This is a genomic window from Micrococcus sp. 2A (assembly GCF_039519235.1).
Lineage (GTDB): Bacteria > Actinomycetota > Actinomycetes > Actinomycetales > Micrococcaceae > Micrococcus.
Genome location: NZ_CP154351.1, coordinates 2244886 through 2262613, shown reverse-complemented (window position 1 = coordinate 2262613; position 17728 = coordinate 2244886). Strand labels below are relative to the sequence as shown.

Annotated in this window: 14 protein-coding genes; 9 read left to right on the top strand and 5 right to left on the bottom strand. The window is 66.9% G+C overall.

Annotation, left to right across the window (positions count from 1 at the left end; all coding sequences use genetic code 11):
* The first annotated feature begins 32 nt into the window (after nucleotides 1–32).
* Genes AAG742_RS10395 through AAG742_RS10365 form a run of 7 tightly spaced genes read left to right on the top strand, consistent with a single transcriptional unit; the run spans nucleotide 33 to nucleotide 9105 of the window.
* Nucleotides 33–1148, top strand: coding sequence for a DNA cytosine methyltransferase (locus tag AAG742_RS10395; RefSeq protein ID WP_248117297.1), 1116 nt, complete (start codon nucleotides 33–35; stop codon nucleotides 1146–1148).
* Nucleotides 1149–1183: 35 nt separating this feature from the next.
* Nucleotides 1184–3895, top strand: a complete 2712-nt coding sequence (locus AAG742_RS10390; protein WP_248117299.1) for a Z1 domain-containing protein — start codon at nucleotides 1184–1186, stop codon at nucleotides 3893–3895.
* Nucleotides 3888–4862 (top strand): PD-(D/E)XK motif protein, encoded by a 975-nt coding sequence (locus AAG742_RS10385; protein ID WP_248117301.1) that lies wholly within the window; start codon nucleotides 3888–3890, stop codon nucleotides 4860–4862. The genes AAG742_RS10390 and AAG742_RS10385 overlap by 8 nt, the downstream gene beginning before the upstream one ends.
* Before the next feature lie 4 nt (nucleotides 4863–4866).
* On the top strand, nucleotides 4867–6852 hold the full coding sequence (locus AAG742_RS10380) for a hypothetical protein (protein ID WP_248117303.1): 1986 nt from the start codon (nucleotides 4867–4869) through the stop codon (nucleotides 6850–6852).
* Entirely contained in the window at nucleotides 6852–7754 is a 903-nt protein-coding gene (locus AAG742_RS10375; protein WP_248117304.1) for a hypothetical protein, read from the top strand. The genes AAG742_RS10380 and AAG742_RS10375 overlap by 1 nt, the downstream gene beginning before the upstream one ends.
* Nucleotides 7751–8650 carry a hypothetical protein gene (locus tag AAG742_RS10370; protein WP_248117306.1) on the top strand — a complete coding sequence of 300 codons (900 nt, stop codon included), beginning with the start codon at nucleotides 7751–7753 and terminating at the stop codon, nucleotides 8648–8650. The genes AAG742_RS10375 and AAG742_RS10370 overlap by 4 nt, the downstream gene beginning before the upstream one ends.
* Before the next feature lie 56 nt (nucleotides 8651–8706).
* Complete coding sequence (locus AAG742_RS10365) at nucleotides 8707–9105, top strand: very short patch repair endonuclease (protein ID WP_248117308.1); 399 nt, start codon at nucleotides 8707–8709, stop codon at nucleotides 9103–9105.
* Nucleotides 9106–9206: 101 nt separating this feature from the next.
* Here AAG742_RS10365 and AAG742_RS10360 read toward each other — a convergent pair whose 3' ends face one another.
* The 5 genes from AAG742_RS10360 to purB are packed head-to-tail and all read right to left on the bottom strand — an operon-like array spanning nucleotide 9207 to nucleotide 15437.
* Nucleotides 9207–10754, bottom strand: coding sequence for a DUF1846 domain-containing protein (locus AAG742_RS10360; RefSeq protein WP_248117310.1), 1548 nt, complete (start codon nucleotides 10752–10754; stop codon nucleotides 9207–9209).
* Nucleotides 10755–10775: 21 nt separating this feature from the next.
* A complete protein-coding gene (locus AAG742_RS10355) occupies nucleotides 10776–11777 on the bottom strand; it encodes a TRIC cation channel family protein (protein WP_298712155.1) in 1002 nt (333 codons plus the stop codon).
* 28 nt (nucleotides 11778–11805) lie between these two features.
* Complete coding sequence (locus tag AAG742_RS10350; protein ID WP_298712157.1) at nucleotides 11806–12717, bottom strand: trimeric intracellular cation channel family protein; 912 nt, start codon at nucleotides 12715–12717, stop codon at nucleotides 11806–11808.
* A gap of 57 nt (nucleotides 12718–12774) precedes the next feature.
* On the bottom strand, nucleotides 12775–13956 hold the full coding sequence (locus tag AAG742_RS10345; protein WP_343282135.1) for an ATP-binding protein: 1182 nt from the start codon (nucleotides 13954–13956) through the stop codon (nucleotides 12775–12777).
* A gap of 38 nt (nucleotides 13957–13994) precedes the next feature.
* Nucleotides 13995–15437, bottom strand: a complete 1443-nt coding sequence (gene purB / locus AAG742_RS10340; RefSeq protein WP_343282134.1) for an adenylosuccinate lyase — start codon at nucleotides 15435–15437, stop codon at nucleotides 13995–13997.
* A gap of 381 nt (nucleotides 15438–15818) precedes the next feature.
* On the opposite strand from purB, the gene AAG742_RS10335 reads away from it, so the two are divergent.
* Both AAG742_RS10335 and AAG742_RS10330 read left to right on the top strand, forming a co-directional pair.
* The gene (locus tag AAG742_RS10335) at nucleotides 15819–16217 is read left to right on the top strand and encodes a hotdog fold thioesterase (protein ID WP_298712691.1); all 399 of its coding nucleotides are present in this window, start codon (nucleotides 15819–15821) and stop codon (nucleotides 16215–16217) included.
* 35 nt (nucleotides 16218–16252) lie between these two features.
* Nucleotides 16253–17605: an AMP-binding protein gene (locus tag AAG742_RS10330; protein WP_298712163.1), complete on the top strand. Its 1353-nt coding sequence runs from the start codon at nucleotides 16253–16255 to the stop codon at nucleotides 17603–17605.
* Nucleotides 17606–17728 lie beyond the last annotated feature (123 nt).

Below are 17728 nucleotides of genomic sequence, written 5' to 3'. Positions count from 1 at the left end.
CAGGTCTGCGGCGGACAGCGATATGAGGTTGCATGGAAACGTTCAAGATGGGGGAGTTCTTCTCCGGCCCTGGAGGCATGGCTCTCGGCGCCCACCAGGCAGCCGATAGCGACCCTGAACTGCGGGACAGGATGTCCCTGCAGCATGCGTGGGCTGTCGACATCGACGAGTCGTCCTGCCTGACGTACCGACGCAACATTCCCGGTGCGACGCTGAAGTCTGTCAGAGTCGGCGATGCTCGAGCCGCAGCCGAGAACATCGACTCCTTCGGCGACATCGACGGATTCGCCTTCGGGTTTCCCTGCAACGACTTCAGCCTCGTCGGTGAGCACAAAGGGCTCGACGGCAATTTCGGCGGGCTCTACAAGACTGGCGTTCGAGTGCTGCAGGCAAAGCGGCCCAAGTGGTTCGTGGCCGAGAACGTCGGTGGCATCCGTAGCGCGAACGGCGGCCGTGCATTCCAGCTGATCCTCGAAGAACTCGAGGACGCGGGCTACCGCATCACCCCGCACCTCTATCGGTTCGAGCAGTATGGCGTTCCTCAGGCGCGGCATCGCGTTCTCGTCGTGGGGGTTCGCGATGATCTCGACGTCGAGTACGCCGTGCCAGCCCCCACTCACGGACCCGGGACGAGACAGCCCTTCGCGACGTCCGGTGAGGCTGTCGCTGCGCCGATCCCGGCGTCCGTCACCAATAACGAGCGCACCCGTCAGTCGAAACAGGTGGTCGAGCGACTGAAGCTCATCGACCCGGGTGAGAATGCATTCAATGCCAAGCGCATGACCGACGAGGCCCGTCTCAATGTCCAGGGCGCTACCATCAGCCAGATCTATCGGCGCCTCGACCCGGCCAAGCCGTCCTACACCGTCACGGGATCCGGTGGCGGAGGCACTCATGTCTACCACTGGGACGAGCCGCGAGCCCTCACCAATCGTGAGCGGGCGCGTCTCCAGACGTTCCCGGACACGTTCCACTTCGAGGGCCGCCGAGACTCCATTCGGAAGCAGATCGGCATGGCAGTTCCGCCGCTCGGAGCGCGCGCCGTTTTCCAGGCGCTGTTCAGGAGCCTGCTGGGGATTCCCTATGAGAGCATTGCTCCGACTCTGACGACTGCACGCGACAGCTCCTCGCCCCAGCGGCTGTTCTGAGACGCGATCCCTGCATCCACCTGGAGGACCAGCACATGACTGACAACTCGGCAATGAAGGATCTGCTCGCCCGCCAGGTGGTGAACCGGATGAAGCGTGGCCGGACCATGGAGGAGGCAGTGGAGTCACTGCTGGATGACTCTGACGATGAGATGGTCATAGCCCTACGTGAACTGTTGCATGATCATCGGGTTGAGACTGACAAGTGGGCCGAGCGCATCCGTGTCCGGATTGATCCCACAGGCGGTGCAATTGCGGTGGATTCGGACAACAATGAGAGCTCTCATCGTTCCTGGTACCTGCCGTCGGCAGGGCCGCGCTGGTCCCAGCTTCGTGAGAAGATGCTCAGCACGGGCCTGGCAGAAGCGATCCCCTCGATCGACCGCTCGAGCGATCAGATCGTGTCGCAACTCGCCGAGCCGTACTCGATGCAACGCCGTCGGGGCCTGGTCCTAGGAAATGTCCAGTCCGGCAAGACGGCGAACTACGCGGCTGTCGCGGCTAAGGCCCTGGATGCGAACTATAAGTTTGTGCTCGTCTTCTCCGGCACCTACAACAACCTCCGAGCGCAGACCCAGAAGCGCATTACGAGGGACCTGGGTGTGGAGGAGAATGCCCAGCAGTGGATTACTTTGACCACGACCCAGACTGATCTTCAGGCCGCCAGCTGGGTCAACGCCGCGTCGACTGTGTCCAGCCTTCTGGACGGAGACCGCACGATGATCGCGGTGATGAAGAAGCAGACCTCTCGGCTCGACCATCTGCTGAAGTTCCTCGACCAGATCGACGAGCAGACACTCCGTAGGCTTCCGATCCTGATCATCGACGACGAGTCCGATCAGGCGACCCCGGACAGCTCGCCGAATCCGGAGGATGACCCGACGAAGATCAATGCCAAGTTGCGTCGCGTGTGGTCGAAGGTTCGGAACGGAACGTACGTCGGCTACACGGCCACTCCCTTTGCGAACGTGCTCATGGACCCTCAGGATGCTGCCGATCCTGACGACCCCTCGGCCGGATCCCTCGAGAGCCTCTATCCACGGGACTTTCTCGCCGTCATGCCGACACCCAAGAACTACTTCGGGGCGGAGACCCTCTTCGGAATCCGCGATGGCTTCCTCGACGGGGAGGAATCCGAGGGACTCGACGTGATTCGCCGTATCCCTCGCGAGGAATGGAGCGATCTGGGTCCCCAGCGGCAGAAGGACGCCGCCGATTTCGTTCCGACGGTGACCAGTTCCCTCGGTGATGCCATCCGGTGGTTCATCGTGGCGAGCGCCATCCGTCGTCTGCGCGGCCAGAAGGACAAGCATTCGTCGATGCTCGTCCACACCACGGAGCGCACGGATCCGCACTTCGCCATGCAGGAGGCGATCAACGATTTCCTAGATCCCATGAAGGAGCGAGCACGAGAAGGCGATGTCTCCGAGTTCCGTGCGATCTTCAACGAGGAGGAGGACCGTGTCGCGGAGCTCTACACCGGAGACGGCCCTGCGCCGACCTGGCCGGCTATCCAGGGTGAGATCCTGAACGTGCTTCGCGTGCTGCGCGTCGTCGTCGACAACGGCAAGGAGGCTCACGCTGATCGGCTGGTGTACGACGACGAGCATCCGTCCACGGTGATCGTCATCGGAGGCGGAACCCTCTCCCGAGGCCTGACACTTGAGGGGCTCTTCGTCTCCTTCTTCACCCGTAGCTCCAGGGCCTACGACACCCTCCTGCAGATGGGCCGCTGGTTCGGCTACCGGCCAGGATACGAGGACCTGCAACGGATCTGGCTGGCGGAGGGCTTGGACTCCGACTATCAGTTCCTTGCCCAGGTGGAGGCCGAGGTGCGTCGAGAGATCACCGAGATGGCGAGCCAGGGAAAGACTCCCGGCGAGATCGGGCTCAAGATCCGCCGACATCCCGGCCGTCTTGAGGTGACGGCTCCCGCCAAGATGAAACACGCTCGCCAGATCGAGTACACGTTTCAGGGCCGGAACAAGCAGACGATTCTGTTCGACTTCGCGACGTCGGGTCTGCAGAAGGCGAACACCCGTATCGCTGTCGACTTCCTTCACCGCATCTCCGACCATGCCGTGACATCGGCGCCCGGTCAGGGGTCGAAGCTCTACAAGGGTGTTAGCTTCGAGCGTGTTCAGGAGTTCTTCGAGAAGTTCGCCATGCACCCCAAACACAAGGAGGAGCACAAGCGGGCCCTCGACTGGGCTGCGAAGAAGCTTCCGGAGAAGTCTTGGCGGGTCGTGCTGGCGGCCGGTGGCGGGGAACAGGTGCTCGCGGAGCAGGGCCTTCAGGTGAAGGCGGTGCGGCGCGCGCCAATCAAGGACCCCGAAGAGGGGTCGGTCAACATCCGAGCGCTCATGTCCGGCAACGACCGCATCGCGGACCTGGCGACTGAGGGCAGCCCGCTTGCAGAAGACGCTGGTAACGGTGATGAGCAGAGCGCCGCTCGGTTGCGCCCGAAGAATGAGGGAGGTGCGAACGGAGAAGGCCTGCTGATCCTTTATCCGATCTCGCGCATGTCGCGAGCTCGGTCCGGTGCGAAGGACCGCGAGGATATGCAGGAAGTGCTTAAGAAGATCGACCCCGCCCTGGCCGAAGTTGATACGAACGAACCCTTCTTCGGCTACGCGATGGTCCTCCCCTCGGATACGGAGGGCCTGCTCACGCATGACGGGGATTTCCTCGCGGTCGAGATCCCCGCAGCTGATGAGGAGGAGCCTGAGAATGACCCGAATGCGTGAGGCGTTCGCGCGTGTTGCGAATGAGCCCAGTGCATGGAGCGCTTCCGAGTTCCACGTCGTCGAAGTACAGGGACGGCCGGTCGGCCGTCGCGTGTGGGTGGGGAAGGACCAGCTGAGCACGCCGACCGCCTTCTTCGAGTCCGGGGACGACCGGCTTCTCAATATTGAAGTGAGCCAGGCCATCCGTCTCGCGTCGGCGACGATTCAGAATGAGCTCGGAGATGCGCTGAGAGCAGTGCAGATCCGGTGCCTCGAACCCCGGCTCGAGGGGGTGTTCCATACGTTCCTCGAGGACGTCATTGCCAGCGTGGATGCGGGCGGAACTGTCTATGACGCACTCGCCAGCACGGTGCGCGAATGGCGCCGACTGCTGATGATCGCCCGCGAGGGGATCAGCGAGCAGGCGCTGAAGGGTCTCTATGGGGAGCTCAGCATCCTCCGCCAGATCGTTGCGGTTCATGGCGCCTCGGCGTTGCCCCTGTGGGAAGGTCCGGAGCGGGGCCGGCATGATTTCGTGGGCGACGTGGTCAGCATGGAGGTGAAGACCGCCGCACTCCAGAACCGCCAGGCCGTCACGATTCACGGTCTTCGTCAGCTGGAGCCCTCGGAAGGTTCTGATCTCTACCTGGCCGTCACTGAGGTGGATCCCCACCCGCGCGGAGAGCTGCTCTCCGACCTGGTCGAGGAGATCGTCGACGCAGGAGTCGACGAGTCTGGTATGCGCAAACGGCTGGCGGCTTTGAGATACGTCGTCGACATGCCGGGAACGGAGGACCATCGGTTCAAACTGGTCTCCACGAAGTACTGGCATATCACGGAGAGCACCCCGGTGCTACGCCGCTCCGTCCTGCCCGAGGCTGTCGTCAACGCTGTCTCGGACCTCAGCTACTCACTGGACCTGTCCGCCCTGGGGGACGGCTTCAGCGAGGAGTTCGACTTCACCAGAATTGCTCGAGAGGAGGCCTGACTTGGTGGCTGAGGTTCGACTGCGCCGCTACTCCAAGCCTCGTGGGCCGGGTGACCAGACCAGCGGAGGCCGCGGCAAACTTCTGAATACCCAGGGTCATCTCACCCGCCTGGACGTCCTTGTTCGGGAGACCCTGCAGAACTCATGGGACGCGGCAGATCATGAGAACTGGTTCCCCGCCTACGGCGCCAGCATCCGCCGCGCGGACACCTCTGTCCGGGAGATTCTCTCCACGGAAATCTTCACGGAGATCACTGAGGAGCTGAAGCTGGGAAAGTTGCAGGCCGCGCTGACCTCTCCCGACCTCCATGTGGTGGAGATCTTCGACCGTGGGACCACCGGCTTGAACGGGCCCGTCAGGTCAGGCGAAGCCGCCCTACCCGGACAGCCGAACAACTTCAACGCCTTCGTCTTCGACATCGGGACCACGAAGCCCCAGGGGGGCGGATCTGGAGGGACCTACGGCTTCGGCAAGACGGCGACCTTTGAGGCGTCGGCAGCCCATGCCGTCGTCTACTGGACCCGGTGCGAACGAGGCGACGGGACTCTCGAGGACAGGCTCATCGCCTCGGCTCTCCACGATGAGTTCGACATCGGTGGCAAGCGGTACACGGGAGCCCACTGGTGGGGAGACATGGACCAGGAGGAGATCCTCCCCTTGCGCGGTGACCACGCCAAATTCCTGGGCGAGGCGCTGTTCGAGACGCATTTCGGCGAGGAGGAGACGGGGACGTCGATCCTCGTCCTCGCTCCTACCGTGCTCACTCACCGGGACGGCGACGTGGACGAGTGGGTCCCGGTGGGCACGGACGAGCAGTGCGACATGCTCGGGCAACAGATGCTCGATGCGCTGGTGGCGAGTGCCTGGCCCAAGGTGGTGCCATACGGTGACGGGGATGCCCCCATGATCGTCCAGTTCTCCGTACGTGGTGAGGAGGTAGACATCGCCACTGTCGTCGAGGAGCGTCTTCCCGTGTATGCGCACGGCCTCGCCGCCATCCGATCTGCTCAGCTCGGAGAAGACGCCGCCTCTCCGTGGGCTGTCCCGGTCGGCATCCGAGAGGAGGCAGTGACTCCAATCCGTCTGAACCCCAAGGCCTCTGCAGGCTACCCGCTTGAGGACTACTTCGGCGGGCGCGATGATCGGACGACGGGACACCTCTACATGGCGAAGGTTCTAAGGGACCCGCTGGCCTCCGATGAGGAGACACGCAAGCGGGACAGCCTTTCCGTGATGCGTTCCGAGACGGAGATCGTGGTCAATTACACTCCGATGCCTGTCGACGAAGGCGAGATGTACGAGTGGTTCGGCGTTTTCAAGCCGACTCCGGAGTGCGATCGGCATTTCGCTGCATCAGAGCCGGCGACGCATGACGCCTGGAATGTCTCGATCCCGGACAACCCCGTGGCGGTCTACGTCGTAGGCCACACGATGCAGAACGTGACCTCCAAGGTGCGCGGCTTTGTCCGCAAGGACTCGGCGAAGAAGATCCGGGGAGAGGTCCGGTCCGCGCGCGTGCTTTCCCGTGCCCTCAACTCATTCGTGCCGACGGACTTGGACACCTCCCTTTCAGGACCTCCCGTCCCGAGTTCTCCCGGAAGCATGTCGAGCTCGGAGGACACGACTGCACAGGGGGACCACGCGGGTGGATCCTCGTCCGGCGGACGTCGAAGGCCAGGCAACCAGGGCAACGCCACGGTGCACCTTCGAGGCAGCCGGCAGCTCCCAGGTGGAGCCTGGGAGATTGACTTCGAAGTGCAGAACGAGGAGGGACGCGAGAGAATCGTGGAGGCGGTGGTCAAGGCGCGTGAGTGGGGCGGTGCGGTGGAGATGGATGCGTCGAATGTCGACGTGGAGTGGGCCCTGGGTACTGAACGTCGTTCGGGACCTACCATCGCGATCACAGGACCGACTGAGGGGTCGGTGAAGATCACGCCCCACTTCACCGCGGCGATGACCTTCGACCTCGTCGTGGGCAGGGGGGCTTGATGGCGCCGTTGTTCCTCTCACCGTTTCCCCGTCTGGACCCGAGCTCCGCCTCGTGGCAGCGGTGGGCGGTCGACTGCGATGGTCGCGATGTCTCTCTCCAGGATCTCGCGGAGCATTGCGATGCAAACTCTTCTCTCACATTTCTGATCGACGTGAGCGTTGATGCTGACGCGCTGGAGGCACTTGAATCACCGGGGGCTCCTGTACTCGTGGTTTCTGTGACCTGCTCGGCGACGGCGTTCATCCTCTCGCGCCGAACACCGTTGACGCGGAGCGGAGACCGTTTTGTCGCGCGTGGAGAGCTACGTCTTGATGCACATGAGGTCACGGCTCAGCTCGATTTGGCGGCCACGATCGTGGCGCCGGTTGCTGACCAGCCCTGGCTCCGAGACCGGATCGTGGCGGAGGCCAAAACGGAGAAGGTCTCGCTGGAACCGAGTCAGCCGGGCTTCCCGGTAAGCGTGGTGTCGTTCAGGAATGAGTCCTGGCAAGCGGCCCCGTGGCGCTTCGACCTCTACGCTGCGGGTCTCGAGGACGGATTCAGGTCGTCGATGCGCCTCTATGTGAACGAGGACTATCCCCAAGCGATCGACCTGCTCGACGGCACAGCACCACGCATTTCTATGGCACTGCTTGAGGCTGACATCGCACGCCAGCTGATCGCCGCCGCCCATCGCCTCAGTCGGGATCTTGCGGAGAGTGGGTCCGATGCGTCTCTGAGCGGTGGTGTGGACGCGGTGGCCGAGGAAAACCCTGAGTCCATCGCCGCTGCCGCGGCTCGGATCGCGGCTCGGTTCTTCCAACGTTCACTTCGGGAGGTGTGTGGAATCTACCGAGATGAGCCCGAGTACTTCGAGTACCTCTTGATGTCCGCGACTCACTTGCTGGAGGGAGATGCATGAATCAGTACACGCTCATGCCGCGACTGTCGCCGACAGCTGCACGCCAGCAGCGCATCTTCCTGTGGGAGAGCGACGGGGTGATGGAATTCGACCGTGGGGTGGTTGAGGATGCCGTGGCGGCTCCTGATGCCTTCCCCTCCACCGGCGGAGCTCCTGCCACAGTGGACGAGCTGCTGCGGTTGCGTGAGGCCCTGCTTAAAGAAGTCTCTATCGCGCCGCAGCCGAGCATGGCGGACTTCGACCTGGCTCTCGGCCGCGCCCTCTTCACGATGTCCTCTGGACAACGCGCGGAGTTCGCTCACCCACAGGTCTGGGACTTCCTAGCTCTCGCCCTGCTCCCCGACCTGGCAACGCGTCGAATTCGCTCCTCCCAGACAGCGCCGAGTCGTAAGTCGTTCCAAGATCGCCTCATCGGTGGCAACCGGCGGCATGTGATGGAGAGGCTTTGGAAGCGGTGGGTGTTGTTCGGCCCCGAGATTGTGGAGTCCCGCCGTCCCTCGGAGGACCTCTACGCTGCCATTCTCGAGAGACCCTCCTTATGGAGAAACCCGGCCGTTGCTCGAATCGTGATGGAGAAGTTCCTTGCTGAGGGGACTGCCAGAGGAGAGAAGACGGGGGAAGGCTATCGGCAGTTCATCATGCCGATTCGAGCCGCTACAGGCTTCGCTGATCTGACGACGAGTGATGAGGATTGTCTGCGCTCTGTCGTGGACCACCAGTATCAGGAGGCATCAGAGCCGCGGGGCCGTGATGTGAGAGGCGCGAAGTCATCGACCATGGCTGTTGATGCGGTCGCGAGCGAGTCCCTGGCTCCGGTGGAATTTGCTCCTGAGTCGGTGCCGCAGGCCACTGCCCGTCGCCGGCCCACGCTTCGGCGTCTCTTCGGAGGGAGATGACGGGCAGAGGTTCCGAAGGCACCTCTTGGGCTTCCTCTCCGGTGGCGCGCGCGACGATGCGCGGGAACAGGGCCCGAGACACCAAGCCCGAGCTCGCCGTCCGTCGCCGGCTCCACGTAGCCGGCCTGCGCTACCGTGTCAACGCTCGGCCGGAGAAGGACCTGCGCCGCACCGTGGATATCCTGTTCCGGCCCGCTCGTGTGGTCGTGCTCATCGACGGCTGCTACTGGCACGGCTGTCCGGAGCACTACATCGCTCCGAAGGCCAACGGCGGCTACTGGTCGGACAAGGTGGCCACCAATCGCACTCGTGACGCGGAGACCACCCGAGTACTGACCGAGCGAGGTTGGCTCGTCCTCCGCTTCTGGGAGCACGAGGACCCGGCTGTCGTCGCCGAGCGGATCATCGACGTCGTGAATGCACGGAGGCCCCGGCGCACCGCCGGGGCCTCCTGAGCGGGCCGTGACCCACGGGCGGCCCGCTCCCGCTTCTCGAACGAAAACGCCCAGGGGTCGCCCGTTTCATCAACGAAAGCGACCGCAAGTACCGCCCCGCCTCACCGCTTCCGGTACAGCCCCTTCTTCTGGAACTTCGGCTCGCTCGTCACGAGCATCCCCAGGGACCGGAAGATGCCCTCGTCCACGGAGCCGAGGATCGTCGTCGTGTGCACGTCGCAGCCCTCGAGGCTCGCCAGCTGGTCGACGGCCGCCTTCGCGTTCTCGTCGGTCGCCGCGGACACGGAGAGTGCGATCAGCACCTCATCCGTGTGCAGCCGCGGGTTCTTGGAGCCCAGGTGCACGGTCTTGAGCGTCTGGATCGGCTCGATCGAGGCGGGGGAGAGCAGGTGCACGTCGTCCTCGATGCCGGCCAGCACCTTGAGGGCGTTGAGCAGCACCGCCGCGGAACAGCCCAGCAGCTCCGAGGTCTTGCCGGTCACCAGGGTGCCGTCCGCCAGCTGCACGGCCGCGCCGGGCTCACCGGTGCGCTCGGCCACCAACTGCGCGGCGCCCACCACCGGGCGGTCCTCCGAGCTCAGCCCCAGCTTGGACATCACCAGGGCCACGCGCTCGGACTCGGTGTCGTCCGCGCCCTCCAGGGCCTCGTTGACCTGAGCCTTGTAGTAGCGCCGGATGATCTCCTGCTTCGCGGCCTCCTGGCACACCTCGTCGTCCACGATCGCCGCGCCGGCCATGTTCACGCCCATGTCCGTGGGGGACTTGTACGGGGTGGTGCCCGTGACCTTCTCCAGCAGCGCGGACAGCAGCGGGAACACCTCGACGTCGCGGTTGTAGCTGGTCACCCGCTCGCCGTACTCGGCCAGGTGGAACGGGTCGATCAGGTTGATGTCGTCCAGGTCCACGGTGGCGGCCTCGTAGGCGGCGTTCACCGGGTGCTCGAGCGGCAGGTTCCAGATGGGGAACGTCTCGAACTTCGCGTAGCCGGCCGGGATGCCCCGCTGCCGATCGTTGTACACCTGGCTCAGGCACGTCGCCAGCTTGCCGGAGCCCGGGCCGGGGGCCGTCACGACGACGAGGTCCCGCGTGGTCTCGGACCACTCATTCGCGCCGAAGCCCTGCTCCGAGACGATCGTGGACATGGCGTGCGGGTAGCCGGGGATCACGCGGTGGCGGGCCACCTTCAGGCCGAGGCGCTCGAGCTTCTCGAGGAACGCCAGCGCGCGGTGGTTGGCGTCCTCCAGCTGCGTGACCACCACGTGCTCCACCAGGAACCCGCGCTCCCGGAACACGTCCACGAGGCGCAGGACGTCGTCCTCGTACGTGATGCCCAGGTCCGCGCGGACCTTGTTCCGCTCGAGGTCCTTGGCGTTGAAGCACACCAGGATCTCGGTCTCGTCCTTGATGCGGTCGAGCATCGCGATCTTGTTGTCCGGGGTGAAGCCGGGCAGCACGCGGGAGGCGTGCAGGTCGTCGAAGAGCTTGCCGCCCATCTCCAGGTAGAGCTTGCCGCCGAGCTGGCGGCGGCGTTCCTGGATGTGCTGGGACTGGAGCTCGATGTACTTCTCCCGGTCGAACCCGAGGGGGCGGGAGGTCGAGTCCGAGGTGGAGGGGGCCATGGTGGGGACGCTGTCTGCGGTGCCGGTCATGGACCTCCAGCATAGACCGTCTCACCGGCCGGCGTCGTCCCGGTCCGCGTCCGCGCCCTCGGCCGAGCCGGTGTCCACCACCCAGTCGTCGTCCGGGTCGTCGTAGGACCGGGTGCGGCCGGTGCGCAGGTCCGTGACGTCCATGATGCCGGTCTCCGGGTGGTAACGAACGGACTGGCGGGTCGCCTCGTCCACCACCGTGATGGCCTGGGTGTCCGGGTCCCAGTCCTCCACACGCACCTGGCCCTCGTACTCCTCGGCGGGGCCGAAGGCCGCCCGCGGCCCCCGCTCCCGGGCGCGGGCCGCGCGTCGGACGGCCGCCTTCTGCGCCTGCTCCGCGAGGCGGCGCAGGCGGTCCAGTCGGTCCTTGTCCTGGCTGACGTCCGCGCCGGGCAGGCGCCATTGGTAGCGGTACGCGAGCATGCGCACCGTGAAGACCAGGAGCGCGATCAGGAAGCCCGTGAACGCGTTCAGGGCACCGCGCTGCGCCACGAGCTCCGCCGCGGCCGCCCCCACCACGGCGGGCATCACGTACACGCCGCGGGGGTCGAAGATGGACGGCACCTCGTTGGCCACGATGTCCCGCAGCACCCCGCCGCCGAGGGCGCCCACGGTGGCCACCACCACCACGGACACCGGGTGCACGCCCATCGCGTGGGCGATCATCACGCCGGAGACCGTGAACAGGGCCAGGCCCGCCGCGTCGAACAGCGTGATGGTCAGGTTCAGGCGGTTCGGGTGGATCACTTTGACGTACACCAGCAGGGACACCAGCACGGGCGGGGCCAGGTAGATCGGGTCCTGCAGCGATGCCGGCAGGCCTCGGTCCAGGACGATGTCCCGGGTGATGCCGCCGCCCAGGCCCGCCAACAGGGCCAACGCCACGGAGCCCACCAGGTCGAAGTCCTTGCGCGCGGCCAGCAGCGCCCCGGAGACCGCGAAGAAGAACACCCCCACCAGGTCCAGGACGGTCAGCAGCCAGGGGACGTCGGCCAGCTCGGCGAACAGCTGCTGCAGGTCCACGGCGGCTCCTTTCCAGGGGGAGGGGGAATCAGTGGCGGTAGGCGCCGTCGTCGCCCTCGACGGCGCGGTCCATGGCGCTCTCCTCGACCTGCGGGGTGGGCGTGGTGGGCTCCTGGCCGCTCTCGCGCGGCGGGTCGGCGGGGCTGCCCTGGTCCCGGACGTCCGGCACGGGCGGGGCGCCGTCCGGGTCCATGCGCTGGCGCTGGGTCTCCCCGGTGATCTCCGCGCCCGGGGCCATCCACTCCTTGCGCAGGGAGACCGCGCGCAGCGTCAGGACCACGAGCATCACCGCGAGCATCGTGTAGATGCTCAGCCACTCGGCCTGGCCCAGCGCGGAGGTGGCGGCGGCGCCGATCAGCGCAGGCACGGCGTACCAGCCGCGCCCGCCGAACACGGCCGGAGGCTCGCCCGCCACCACGTCGCGCAGCAGGCCGCCGCCCACCGCCGTGACGAGCCCGAGCACCGCGGCCGAGACGGGGGAGAGGCCCCCGAGCAGCGCGATCCGGGTGCCGACCACGCAGTACACGGCCAGGCCCACCGCGTCCACGAGCATCACGGCGTTCTTGCCGCGCTCGCCGTCGAAGACCTTGAAGAACACGGCCAGGGACGCCAGCACGGGCAGGATGAGATACCACGGGTTGCGGAAGGCGGACGGGACGTCCTGGTTGACGATCAGGTCGCGGATCACGCCGCCACCGGTGCCCACCATGAGCGCCAGCAGTAGCGAGCCGACGATGTCGTACCCCTTCCGGACGGCCAGGATGGCGCCGGAGATCGCGAAGAAGAACACGCCCACCAGGTCCACCGCCGTGACGATCTGGGTGACGGCCTGGGCCACCTGGCCGGTCTCGTCGACGGCGGAGGGCAGGTCGCGCTGGAGCTCTTCCGGGTTCTTGGGGGACGTGGTCAGCAGCCAGGCGGCGACGGAGGAGGTCAGCATGGGGTCACGGTAGCGGGGACGCTCCTGTGGTGTCCCCGCGGCCCGGGTCGGCACCTTTCATGTCAGGGGTGGCGGGTAGGCGCTCCAGTCGTCGTCCGGAGCCGACGCCGGGCCCCTGTCGGTCAGAGAGCGGATGTAGGCGCCGAGGTAGGGAAGGGCGAAGCGGAGGTACCCGTATCCGTCCGGCTGCACGTAGCCGCTGTCGATGAGTCGGTTCCGATACTGATTCACATACTGGCTGTAGGAGCCGAGGCGCGCGGTGATGTCGCCGATGCGGGATCGCTCCTCGTCGACAGCCATGGCGCGGAGGAACTCCTGATCCTTGGCGGAGAGGTCGTTGAAGACCTTCGACAGCACACGGTCCATCACCGCCTGCAGCCCCCGGTCGCGGGCTGCCTCGGCGGCGGACAGGTCGATCCGGGGATGGGCCGGGCGGTGTCGCCACGCGTAGTCGCCCAGCAGCTGGACGAGGTAGGGGTAGCCCTGGGCCGCGGCGATCAGCATCTCCAGGGCTTCTGCGGTGAACTCCCGGCCGCCGAGGCGTGCCGTCTCCGCGAGGACGTGGCGGGTCTCCCTCGGGGAAAGTCGGTGGAAGTCGGCGGTCCGGGAGCGGCGGAGAAAGGTCGTGTGTTCCTGTCGTACGAGCTCATCGAGGTCGACCTTGATGCCGGCGAAAGCCACCACGATGTCCGCTCCGCGGCTGATTGCATGGGAGACCTCCCGTGCGACGGCGCTGACCTCTCGTAGGCGCGTCTTGCCCGAGGAGACCTCGTCGATCGTGATGAGGATTCCGCGCACCCCGGCATGTCGGGCAACGGTCACCAGATCATTGCGCATGAGGGGACGAGAGGGACGCTCTGTGACCTCCCACGCGGCGGAGAAGTGCCAGAGCCCCAGTTCCTTGAGCTCACGTTTGGTCTGCCGGGGCAGGGAGTTCACGACGTCTGGCAACGTGCTCTCCACCAGCCTGCGTTGGAGGCCCGCGCTGGCATCCTCGCTGATCACGAGCCAACCGGCATCCCGGGCGAGGTCTTCGATCCGCTGCAGCATGGAGGTCTTTCCGGCGCCCCTCAGTCCGGACAGGAGGACGGACTGGTTCTCGCCGAAGTCATGGTCTTGGAAGACTCTGCCCATGTCGCGGAGCAGGTCTTCGTGGCCGCCGAACACGAGTGGGCGACGCCCGTACCCCGGCGTGAAGGGGCTGTTCGGCTGGGCCGGGCCGGGCACGGGGTAGCGCATGCTCACATCGTATTTGTTCTTTTTGTTCGGCCGGCCCGTCAGCGCCTGCCGAACTCGGCGGCCAGCTCGGCCGCGATGCCCGTGTACGAGGCCGGCGTGAGCGCCAGCAGGCGGGCCTGAGCGCCCTCGGACAGGCCGAGGCCGGCCACGAACTCCCGCATGCGCTCCCCGTCCACGCGCTGGCCACGGGTGAGCTCCTTGAGGCGCTCGTACGGGTTGTCCATGCCCGCGACGCCGGCGATCGCCTCGGCGCGCATCACGGTCTGGATCGCCTCGCCGAGGACCTCCCAGTTGTGGTCCAGGTCGTCGGCGAGCACCGGCTCGGCCACCTGCAGCTGGCCCATGCCCTTCGTGACGTTGCTCAGCGCGAGCACCGAGTGGCCCAGGGCCACGCCGATGTTGCGCTGCGACGTGGAGTCGGTGAGGTCGCGCTGCCAGCGGGACTCCACCAGCGTGGCGCCCAGGGAGTCCAGCAGCGCGCAGGAGAGCTCGAGGTTGGCCTCGGCGTTCTCGAACCGGATCGGGTTCACCTTGTGCGGCATGGTGGAGGAGCCGGTCGCGCCGGCCACGGGGATCTGCGCGAAGTAGCCGATGGAGATGTAGCTCCACACGTCCACGCAGAAGCCGTGGAGGATCCGGTTGAAGCGCGCGACGTCGGCGTACAGCTCCGCCTGCCAGTCGTGTGACTCGATCTGGGTGGTCAGCGGGTTCCAGGTGAGGCCGAGGTGCTCCACGAACGAGCGGGCGACGTCCTGCCAGTCCGCCTGCGGAGCCGCCGCCAGGTGGGCGGCGTAGGTGCCGGTGGCGCCGTTGATCTTGCCGAGGTAGGGCTGGGACTCGACGCGCGCGATCTGGCGGCCCAGGCGATGGACGAACACGGCCATCTCCTTGCCGAGCGTGGTCGGCGTGGCCGGCTGGCCGTGCGTGCGGGAGAGCATGGGGGTCTCGGCGGCCTCGGCGGCCATCGCGGAGACGGTGGCCACGGCGGCGCGGGCGGCCGGCAGCCAGACCTGCTCGACGGCGTCGCGCACACCCACCGCGTAGGCGAGGTTGTTGATGTCCTCGGAGGTGCACGCGAAGTGCACGAGCGGCTTCAGTCGGCCCAGGCCCAGCCCCTCGAGGCGGTCGGCGATGAAGTACTCGACGGCCTTCACGTCATGCACCGTGACCTTCTCGGTGGCCGCCAGCTCGGCCACGGACTCCGCGTCGAAGTCCGTGACGATCGCCCGCAGGCCCGCCCGCTGCTCGGCCGTGAGCGGCTCCAGACCCGGCAGCACGGAGCGCTCGGCCAGGTGGAGGAACCACTCGACCTCCACGTGCACGCGGTTGCGGTTGAGCGCCGCCTCGGACAGGTGCTCCACGAGCGGCTCGACGGCGGTCCGGTAGCGCCCGTCCAGCGGGCCGAGGGCGATGCCGGCCTCGGCGAGGGAACGGCGGTGGGCGGTGGACGCGGGCGCGGTGGCGGAGGGCTGCGAGGTCATGGGGTCCATTCTTCCATCGCGGACGTCGCGCGGGCTGACGCCGGGCTGCTGTTCGAGGGCCGCGGAGCAGCCGAACGGGGACCCGCCGCGGCACGTGGCGTCCGTGGAGGGCGTCGCCCGCGTGGCCCGCATGGCCCGGAGACGGAGGAGGACGGAGGACGGAGGAGCCCGGGCCCGCAGAGGCGTCGGCGTCTCCGCCGTGGGCGGACCGTCACATGCCGCCCCGGACTTGACGCAGGTCACATCGACGGAGTTACCTGGACTTACCTAATGATCGTTCAGTAATTCGCGCGGCCTCTGCTCTCGACCGACCGTGCGCCCCGACAGGGAGGTGCCCACGTGACCGAGAACGCCCGGCAGACAGCCGCCCCGCACCACCCGATGCTCGCGGGCGACCGTGTGGCGCAATGGCTCGGCGTGACCCTCGAGGCGGCGGAGAAGGATCACGCCCGCATCCGGATGACCCTGACCGAGGACCACCACAACGGCTTCGGCATGGCTCACGGCGGTGCCGTGTTCGCGTTCGCGGACGCGTGCTTCGCCCTGACCTGCAACGATCCGCGCGGGGACGGCAGCACCATCACGGTCGCCTCCGGCGTGGACGTCAACTTCCTGGCCGGCACCCGTGCCGGGCAGACGCTGACCGCGGAAGGTCGGCTCGTGGCGAAGTCCGGCCGCTCCGGCGTCTACGACATCACGGTCACCGCCGAGGACGGCGCCGTCGTCGCCGTGTTCCGCGGCCGCTCCCGGACGATCCCGGCGCCCCAGCCCGCCGCCTGACCCGACCACCTGCCCCGCATCCCAAGGAGAACGCCATGCTCGAGGCCTCGATCCCGAATCCGTACACGCCCGCACCCGTCCCGGCTGACCCGGAGGCGCGCGGCGCCAAGGACCCGGAGGAGACGATGAGCCGCGACCAGATCGAAGCGCTCCAGACCGAGCGCCTCCGCTGGTCCCTCCACCACGCCTACGAGAACGTCCCGGCGTACACCGAGCACTTCGACGCCCACGGCGTGCACCCCTCCGACTTCACCGAGCTCGAGGACCTCAGGAAGTTCCCGTACACGGACAAGGAGTTCCTGCGGAGGAACTACCCCTTCAAGGCGTTCGCGGCGAAGGGCTCCGAGCTGCGCCGCATCCACGCCTCCTCAGGCACCACGGGCCAGCCCACCGTGGTCGGCTACACCGATGACGACCTCGCCACCTGGGCGACCCTCGTGGCCCGCTGCTTCCGGGCCTCCGGCGTGCGCCCCGGGGACATCGTGCACAACGCGTACGGCTACGGCCTGTTCACGGGCGGCCTCGGCGCCCACTACGGTGCGGAGCGCATCGGCGCGGCCGTGATCCCGATGTCCGGCGGGCAGACGGAGAAGCAGGTCCAGATCATCACGGACTTCCAGCCCACGACGATCCTCTCCACCCCCACCTACCTGCTCACCATCGCCGACGGCTTCCGCAAGCTCGGCCTGGACCCGCGCAAGAGCTCACTCCAGCGCGCGATCCTGGGCGCCGAGCCGTGGACGGAGGAGATGCGCCGCGAGATCGAGCAGACCTTCGAGATCGACGCGCTGGACATCTACGGGCTCTCCGAGGTCATGGGCCCCGGCGTGGCCGGCGAGTCCGTGGAGACGAAGGACGGCTTGCACATCTGGGAGGACCACTTCCGCCCCGAGATCATCGACCCGTTCACGGACGAGGTGCTGGAGACCGGCCGCCCCGGCGAGCTCGTCTTCACCTCGCTCACCAAGCAGGCGCTGCCGATCATCCGCTACCGCACGCACGACCTCACCCGCCTGCTGCCCGGCACCTCGCACCCGGGCCACCGCCGCATGGGCCGCATCACCGGCCGCTCCGACGACATGATCATCCTGCGCGGCGTGAACCTCTTCCCCTCGCAGATCGAGGAGCTCGCCCTCCAGATTCCCACGCTCTCCCCGCACTTCACCCTCGAGATCACGCGGCCGAACCGCATGGACGAGATGGCCGTGAACATCGAGCGCCGCGTGGAGGCCACCCTGGAGGCCGCCCAGGAGGGCGCGCGCCTGCTGCAGAAGGAGATCAAGACGAAGATCGGCTCCTCGTGTGCCATCAACGTCGTGGAGCCGGACACCCTGACCCGCTCCTCCGGCAAGCTCAAGCGCGTCTACGACCTGCGCGACAAGGCCTGATCCGGCCGGAGCCCGGCCCGCGCCCGTCGGAGGCGGACGGCGGCCCGCGCCCGCCGTCGTCGTCCGTCCCCGCGCGGCGGCTACGCTGGGTCAGCCGACCCGCATGCCAGGCCCCGAGAGGAC